We start from the raw sequence: 7,351 nt of genomic DNA, 5'->3' as shown, positions 1-7,351 counted from the left end.
GCCTGGACGACGCCGGGGCCGACCCAGGCTTCGGTGGCCGCTCCGGGGCCGACCCATGCCTGGACGACGCCGGGGCCGACCCAGGCTTCGGTGGCCGCTCCGGGGCCGACCCATGCCTGGACGACGCCGGGGCCGACCCAGGCTTCGGTGGCGGCTCCGGGGCCGACCCATGCCTGGACGACGCCGGGGCCGACCCAGGCTTCGGTGGCGGCTCCCGGGCCGACCCATGCCTGGACGACGCCGGGGCCGACCCAGGCTTCGGTGGCCGCTCCGGGGCCGACCCATGCCTGGACAACGCCCGGGCCCACCCAGGCCTCGGTCGAGGCGCTGGATCGCGGACCGGCGGCGGAGACGGCCGCCGCGGCGATCAGGAGCGTGGTGGCGGACAGTGCCAGAGCGGTGGCGGCGCGGCGGATCATCGTAGGTTCCCCCTTTGTCCCAGGTGTCGTTACCGACCGTGCTCATGAGATTACGGTGGTGTTCCCGGGAGCGGGATGAGCCCGCCTACTCATTTCCGCGCAGCGGATCTACTCAGGGCGGGTGACTCGAAAGTCTCTTGCGCATCCGGCCCGGCGCGGCGACACTGCCGCCTCGTTCCCGGCCTCGGGGATCCGCACCCGGACGTGCTGCTGCGGCGGTCACCGACCGCCGCAGCAGCACGCGATCGACGGGGACGGCACGGCCGTCGGCCCGTCAGTGCAGTTGGCCGTCCGGGAAGCCCGACGGAGCCGTCGCCGGTTCGGCGGGAGCCGCGGCGGTCGCCGACGCCCATGCGGCCTCGGCCGCCGCCGCCCACGCGGGGTCGGCCCAGGACGTGTCGGCCCGCTCGTCGGGTTCGAGGACGTCCTCGCCGTACAGGTCCTGCAGCCAGTTGCTCTGGTAGATGGTGTCGAGGTAGCGCTCGCCGAGATCCGGCGCGATGGCCACCGACGTGAGGTCGGGCGTGCCGTTCTTCTCGAGCCAGCTCGTCGCTCCGCTGACCACGGTGCCCGTCGAGCCGCCGAACAGGAAGCCGCGGCGGGCCAGCCGGTGGCAGGCGCGGATGGTGTCCGCCTCCTCGACCAGGACCACCTCGTCCACGAAGGACTTGTCGAGCAGCGGCGGGTGGACGCTCATGCCCAGCCCGGGGATCATCCGGCGGCCGGGCGCCCCGCCGAACGTCACGGAGCCGACGCTGTCCACCGCGACGACCTTCACCGGCCGGTCCCACTCCCGGAACCAGCGGGCGCAGCCCATCAGCGTTCCCGTGGTGCCGGCCCCGACGAACACGACGTCGACCTCGGGGAACTGCCGCGCGATCTCCGGAGCGGTCGTCCGGTAGTGCGCCCTCCAGTTGCCCGGGTTCGTGTACTGGCTGAGCCACACGTACCGGTCGTCCGAGGCGCACAGCGCGCGGACGAAGTCCAGCCGCGCGCCGAGGTAGCCGCCGTGGGCGTCCGGCCCCGAGATGATGTGCACCTGGCTGCCCAGGGCCTTCATCAGGAGCCGGGTCGACAGGTTGCACCGCGCGTCGGTGACGCACAGGAACCGGTAGCCCTTGCTGGCGGCGATCATGCTCAGTGCCACGCCCAGGTTGCCGGACGAGGACTCGACCAGGATCGACTCCGGAGTCAGGATCCCCTCCCGCTCGGCGGTCTCCACCATCTCGGTCGCGGCTTTGAGCTTGATCGAACCGGCGAAGTTGAAGCCCTCGCACTTGAGGAAGAGCGGGTGCCCGAAGATCGACCGGAGGTCGACGAAGAGCTCTTCCTCGTTGAAGGCCTGGGGAACGGAGATGACTGTCACGATGGCCTCCTCATCTGCAGCGCGCCCGTCCCGATGGCGGAGCAGCGCGTCAGCGGCCGCTGTGTCCTGCACTGATGAGCTTGCGTGGCTGGACCGTTGGTCTTTCCCGGAGGTACTGCCTCATGGGGCTCCTTGTCGTCCGGTGCCGGGTCGTCCGCCCCTCGGTCGGGGGCCCGGGCCCAGGTCCGGGGGCCTGGGGTCGTGGGGGCGGGGCCGTGGCCGTTCATCCGTACCGGCGCAGTTCGTGGAAGAAGTCGTCGACGACGCGCAACTCGCCGGAGCGGGCCACCTCGTCGTAGACGTACTTGCCGACCGCCAGGTCGAGGACTCCGAGGCCGAAGGGCGAGAACACCACGGGCCGGTCCTCCCGGACCGCCACCCGTCCGGCGATCACGTCGTCCAGCGTGCCGGCCAGGAAGTCGCGGTTGCCCGTGCGCTGCTCCGCCAGGTGCGGCGACGTGTCCGCCTTCAGGCAGTGCTCGACGTCGTCCACGATGTTGGTCGAGGCGAGCACAATTTCCGGCGTCAGGTCGCGCAGCGACATGTGCAGGACGAGCGGGTTGTGGCCGAACCAGGTCAGGTCCCGCACATGCGGCTCGCCCGCGACGGTGGCGAAGACCACCAGATCGCTGGCACGGATGACCTGTTCGGGGTCGTCGTGCAGGGTGATGCGTCCCGAGGCGCCCGACTGCTCGAGGTAGCCGCGGAATCCCTTCGCGCTCTCGGCGGACAAGTCGTGCACGCCGATCTCGTCGAAGTGCCACCCGGTGCCGGCCAGGAAGGTGTGGATGTAGCGGGCGATCAGTCCCGTCCCGAAGAACCCGACGCGCTTGGGGCGCCGGTCGGGGCGGCTCAGCCGGTCGGCCGCCAGTGCCGCCATCGCCGCGGTCCTGGTGGCGCTGATGATCGAGCTCTCCAGGCACGCGAACGGGTAGCCGGTGTCGTGGTCGTTGAGGATCAGCACCGCCGAGGCCCTGGGGATTCCCGCCGCCACGTTCTCGGGGAAGCTGGAGATCCACTTCAGGCCGTCCACGCGCACCTCGCCGCCGATGGAGGCGGGCAGGGCGATGATCCGGGCCGTGGGACGGTCGGGGAACCGCAGGAAGTACGACGGCGGGTTCACCGATTCACCGGCGGAGTGCAGCCGGTAGGTGGTCTCCACCAGCTCCGTGATCTGCTTCTCGCGCCCGTGCAGGGCGCGTTGGACCTGGGCACCGGGGACCACCGCGAACGGCGGTACGGTGCGCGGCCCGGAAGGCGCGGAACCCTGGGCGGCGGGGCGGTTGGTGGTCATGCCGTGGTCACCTCGACGGTTGGGGAGCAGTCGGCCAGGCGCACCGCGTCGGCCATGCCGACCAGCACTTCACGGGGCCCCTCGTAGGACTCCCGGCTGTGCGCGGTACGGATGTTGTCGACGAGCATCAGGTCGCCCGTCTGCCACGGCTCGCGGATGGTGTGGGCCTCGTAGACGGAGTTGAGCAGCTGGACGACGTCCGCGCCGATCGGGTCGCCGTCGCCGAAGCGGGTGTTGAACGGCAGGCCGTCGGCGCCGTACATGTCCACGAGGTACTCGTGCACCTCGGGGTCCATCGTCCATTCGTTCAGGAACGCGATCTGGTTGAACCAGCAGCGCCGGCCCGTGACGGGGTGGCGCACCACGGCACTGCGCCGCTGGCGGGTGCGCAGGGACCCGTCGGGCTGCCACTCGAACGCGATGGCGTTGGCGCGGCAGTAGTCCTCGACGGCCGAGCGGTCGTCCGTGCCGAAGGCCTCGGCGACGGTCGCCCCGATCTCGTCGTTGTAACTGCGGGTGAGCAGCCAGCCCTCCCGCTCGAACCGCTCCACCAGCTCGGGCGGCAGGGCCTGGAGCACGGTCGGCGCGTCGGCCACGGCCGTCGCCCCGCCCTTCTCCGGCGCTGTCAGGCAGGCGAACATCATCATGCCGGGGAACTCGAGCCGGTAGCTCAGTTCGTGGTGCATGCACATGGGCTGGTTGGGCGGCCAGTTCGAGGACGAGTACAGGCCGTCGGCGTAGGTCCGCCGGGACGCGAACGCCTCCTTCTCGGCCGTCAGCCGGCCGGCCAGGCGCCGTACGACGCCACCGGCCTTGTCCGCGTCGGTCAGGCCGAGGCCGCGGATCAGGACCGCGCCGTGCTCGGCGACGACCGCGCGCAGTGCGTCACGGTGCCCGTCGGCCCAGCCTGCCGGGTCCGCGACGGCCCCGGTGCGCAGGATCGGGGGTGAGCCGGGTCGCAGCTCGAGGTCGAGCAGGGACGGAGGGGAAGCTGAGGTCGACAACTGCGTCTCCTCTCGGTTGCCGTTCATGGGGAGGCCAGGAGTTCGGCGGCGCGCAGGACCGCCTGCGCCGTCTCGTCCGGGCAGGTGCGGGGGAAGTGGTGGCCGCCGCGGGCGAGCTCGTACAGATCGACGTGCTCGGCCAGTTGCTGCCACTCGCGGTACCGGCGGGAGTGGTCCGCCGTGTACGGGTCGTCGGCGGCGACGACCACGGTGACCGGCGCGGACAGCCGCACGGGCGGTGCGGAGTCCAGTGCGTCGGCGAAGTATGTGTGGGCCGCCACGCAGTCGTGGCGGTAGGCGGCGGCCACATGCCCGGCGCGCACCGGGTCCAGCTCTCCGAGCTGGCTGTAACCGCTGTCGCCGCTCAGCTCCGCGGCGATCTCGGCGTCGCTGCGGGCGGTCAGCGCGGTGGCCGCGGCGCGCCGCGCGGCGGCGTCGCCGGGCAACTGCGCGCCGAGGAAGACGCGCTGGACCTCCACGCCCCGTTCCCGCAGCCGCCGGGCCGTCTCGACCGCGAGGGCGGTGCCCGAGGAGTGGCCCCACAGCAGGATCCGGGTCAGGCCGCGGCCGGTGATCTCCTCGACGACCGTGTCGACCACCTCCGCCATAGGGGCGAAGGGCTCGTCGCGTGCCGCCGGGTCGTGGCCGGGCAGTTCGACGGCGTAGACCGCGCAGCCGGCGGGCCGCAGTGCGGCGGCCATCGGCCGGAAGTTCACCGCGTTGCCGCCGGCGTACGGGAAGCACACCAGCGCGCCGTGCGGCTCGCCGTCCGGTTCGGAGAGGGCCTGCAGCAGCCCGGGCCGGTCCGTCGTCCGGCCCTCGACCACCTCGGCCAGCTCGGCGAGGACGGGATGGGCGGTGACGTCCTTGAGGGAGATCGCGCGGTCCAGCAGGATCGCCAGGCGTACGGCGGACAGGGAGGTGCCGCCGCGGTCGAAGAAGTGGTCCAGGCGGCCGATCCGCTCCTGCGGAATGCCCAGCACCGTCGACCACGCGCCCGCCAGCCGCCGCTCGGCGGGGGTGCCCGGCGCCTGCCGGTCCGGTTCGGCGGAGGTCTGCTCCGCGGCCAGCGCCGTCAGGGCCTTCCGGTCGATCTTGCTGTTGGCGGTCAGCGGCAGGCTGTCCTTCCAGTGGAAGGCCGCGGGCACCATGTAGGCGGGCAGGGTCGCGGCCAGGTGGTCGCGCAGCGCCTCCGCCTCCAGGGGCGCGGGGCCCGAGTAGAAGGCCACCAGCTGACTGCCGTCGTCGCTGACGACGACCGCGCCGTCGCCCACCCCCGGCGCGCGGACCAGGGTGTTCTCGATCTCGCCGATCTCGATGCGGAAACCGCGGATCTTGACCTGGTGGTCCTTGCGGCCGAGGAACTCCAGCGTGCCGTCCGGATGCCAGCGACCGTAGTCGCCGCCGCGGTACAGCCGCTCGCCGGCGTGGTGCGGATCGGTCAGGTACGCCTGCCGGGTGCGTTCCGGGTCGTTGATGTAGCCGCGCCCGACGCAGACCCCGGAGAAGACGATCAGGCCGGGGGCGCCCAGCGGTACCGGCGACAGGTGCTCGTCGACGACGTACACGCGGACGTTGCCGACCGGCGGGCCCAGCGGCACCCAGTCGGTGTCCAGGGCGCGGTCCATGACCGCGTGGTTGGTGTCGTCGCTGGTCTCCGTCAGCCCGTAGGCGTTGACCAGCTTGACGCCGGGCCGGATCGCGAACCAGCGCTCGATGAGGTCCTTCTTCAGGGCCTCGCCGGTCACCGACACGCAGCGCAGATCGGGCAGTTCGCGCGGCTGGCGCTCCAGGGCCGACAGGACGACGTCCAGGTAGGAGGGCACGATCTGCAGCACGTTGACCCGTTCCTCGGCGATCCTGTCGAGGAAGCGGTCGGCGTCCAGGATCGTCTCCTGCTCCACCAGCAGGGTGCGTCCGCCGACGAGCAGCGCCGAGACGAGCTGCCACAGGGAGATGTCGAAGCACTGCGGGGCCGTCTGGGCGACGACGTGGCCCTCGCCGATGCCGAGGTCGTCGATCTTGGCGTAGAGGTGGTTGAGGAAGCCCGCGTGCTCGCACATCGCGCCCTTGGGCTCCCCGGTGGAGCCGGAGGTGAAGTAGATGTACGCCAGCTGGTCGCGGGCGACGGCCACGCGCGGGTCGTCGCTCGGGTGGTCCTCGGCGTAGGCCTCCTCGACCCGCAGCCGCCGGACCTCCGGGAGCCCGGACAGGGCCTCGTCCAGGGTGGCGGTGCTGCCGCGCTCGGTCAGCACCAGGCGGCACTCCGCGCGGGACAGGGTGCTCGTGATCCGGCCGGCCGGGAAGTGCGGCTCGATCGGCAGGTAGGCGCCGCCGGCCTTGAAGACCGCCAGCACGGCCGCCAGCCAGTCCAGGTTCCGTTCGGTGACCACCGCGACCACGCCCTCGCGCTCCAGACCGCGTGCCAGGAGGGCGTGGGCCAGGCGGTTCGCGCGTGCGTTGAGGTCGCCGTAGGTCCACTGGCGGTCCCCGTGGACGGCGGCGACCGCCTCCGGGTGTGCCCGGGCCCGCTCCTCGAACAGCTCGTGCATACGGCGGTCCGGCAGCTTCCTGCGCGGTCCGGCCATGCCGTTCACCTGCAGCCGGGTCTCCTCGGCGGACAGCAGGCTCTTGCGGGTGTGTTCCGCGTCCAGGTCGGCGGCGATCCGCGCCAGGGCGGCCAGGTGGTATCCGGCGACCCGGGCGGCGGCGTCCTCGTCGAGGACGTCGGTGCGGTACCGCAGCCGCAGCGAGAGCCGGCCGTCGCGGTCCGACACGCTCACCCACAGCACGATGCCGGGGCCGGGCTCGACGCCGCCCCCGGAGAGATCGAAGACCGTCTCGAACAGCGGTTCGGCCGGTTCGAGCTCCTTGCGGAGCGCGTCGACCGGGAAGTCCTGGAAGGCCAGCAGCTGCGACTCGGCACCGTGCGCGTTCAGCAGCAGCGACCGCCACGAACCGGGGCCCGCCGACAGCCGGCACGGCAGGACCGCACCGCCCGCGGCGACATAGCCGGTCATGACCTCCGCCTCGCCGGACAGCACCGACAGCACCTTGGCGTGCGCGGCCAGCAGCACCGTGCCCAGCGGCACCGCGACCTCGTCCGCCACCCGGCGGACGGACGCGGTGAGGCCGTCGGGGACCGCCGCCACGTGCTCGGCGGCGCCGGTGACCGGTTCGGGAGCCCAGCGGGGGATCGCGGTGAACCCGCCCTTGACGAGCACTCCGCGCCAGAACTCCCGACCGGCGTGCGCTGCCTTGTCCATCG

At 72.4% G+C, this 7,351-nt stretch carries 4 protein-coding genes and 1 pseudogene; all 5 read right to left on the bottom strand.

Annotated features, from left to right (window positions below; genetic code table 11):
* Positions 1 to 419 (bottom strand): annotated as a pseudogene (locus AB0F62_RS32320) (hypothetical protein); the annotation flags it as partial.
* 274 nt (positions 420 to 693) lie between these two features.
* Complete coding sequence (gene sbnA, locus AB0F62_RS32315; RefSeq protein ID WP_361807414.1) at positions 694 to 1,785, bottom strand: 2,3-diaminopropionate biosynthesis protein SbnA; 1,092 nt, start codon at positions 1,783 to 1,785, stop codon at positions 694 to 696.
* A 223-nt stretch (positions 1,786 to 2,008) separates the two neighbouring features.
* Positions 2,009 to 3,079: a 2,3-diaminopropionate biosynthesis protein SbnB gene (sbnB, locus tag AB0F62_RS32310; RefSeq protein WP_361807411.1), complete on the bottom strand. Its 1,071-nt coding sequence runs from the start codon at positions 3,077 to 3,079 to the stop codon at positions 2,009 to 2,011.
* Positions 3,076 to 4,110, bottom strand: a complete 1,035-nt coding sequence (locus tag AB0F62_RS32305) for a TauD/TfdA family dioxygenase (protein WP_361807408.1) — start codon at positions 4,108 to 4,110, stop codon at positions 3,076 to 3,078. Before AB0F62_RS32305 ends, sbnB begins: the two co-directional genes overlap by 4 nt.
* Positions 4,107 to 7,349 carry an amino acid adenylation domain-containing protein gene (locus tag AB0F62_RS32300; protein ID WP_361807405.1) on the bottom strand — a complete coding sequence of 1,081 codons (3,243 nt, stop codon included), beginning with the start codon at positions 7,347 to 7,349 and terminating at the stop codon, positions 4,107 to 4,109. The genes AB0F62_RS32305 and AB0F62_RS32300 overlap by 4 nt, the downstream gene beginning before the upstream one ends.
* Between the last annotated feature and the right edge of the window lie 2 nt (positions 7,350 to 7,351).

It is taken from the genome of Streptomyces sp. NPDC026673 (assembly GCF_040638135.1).
GTDB lineage: Bacteria > Actinomycetota > Actinomycetes > Streptomycetales > Streptomycetaceae > Actinacidiphila.
The sequence above is the reverse complement of the archived record's forward strand: the minus strand, read 5'-3'. Positions and strand labels throughout refer to the sequence as shown.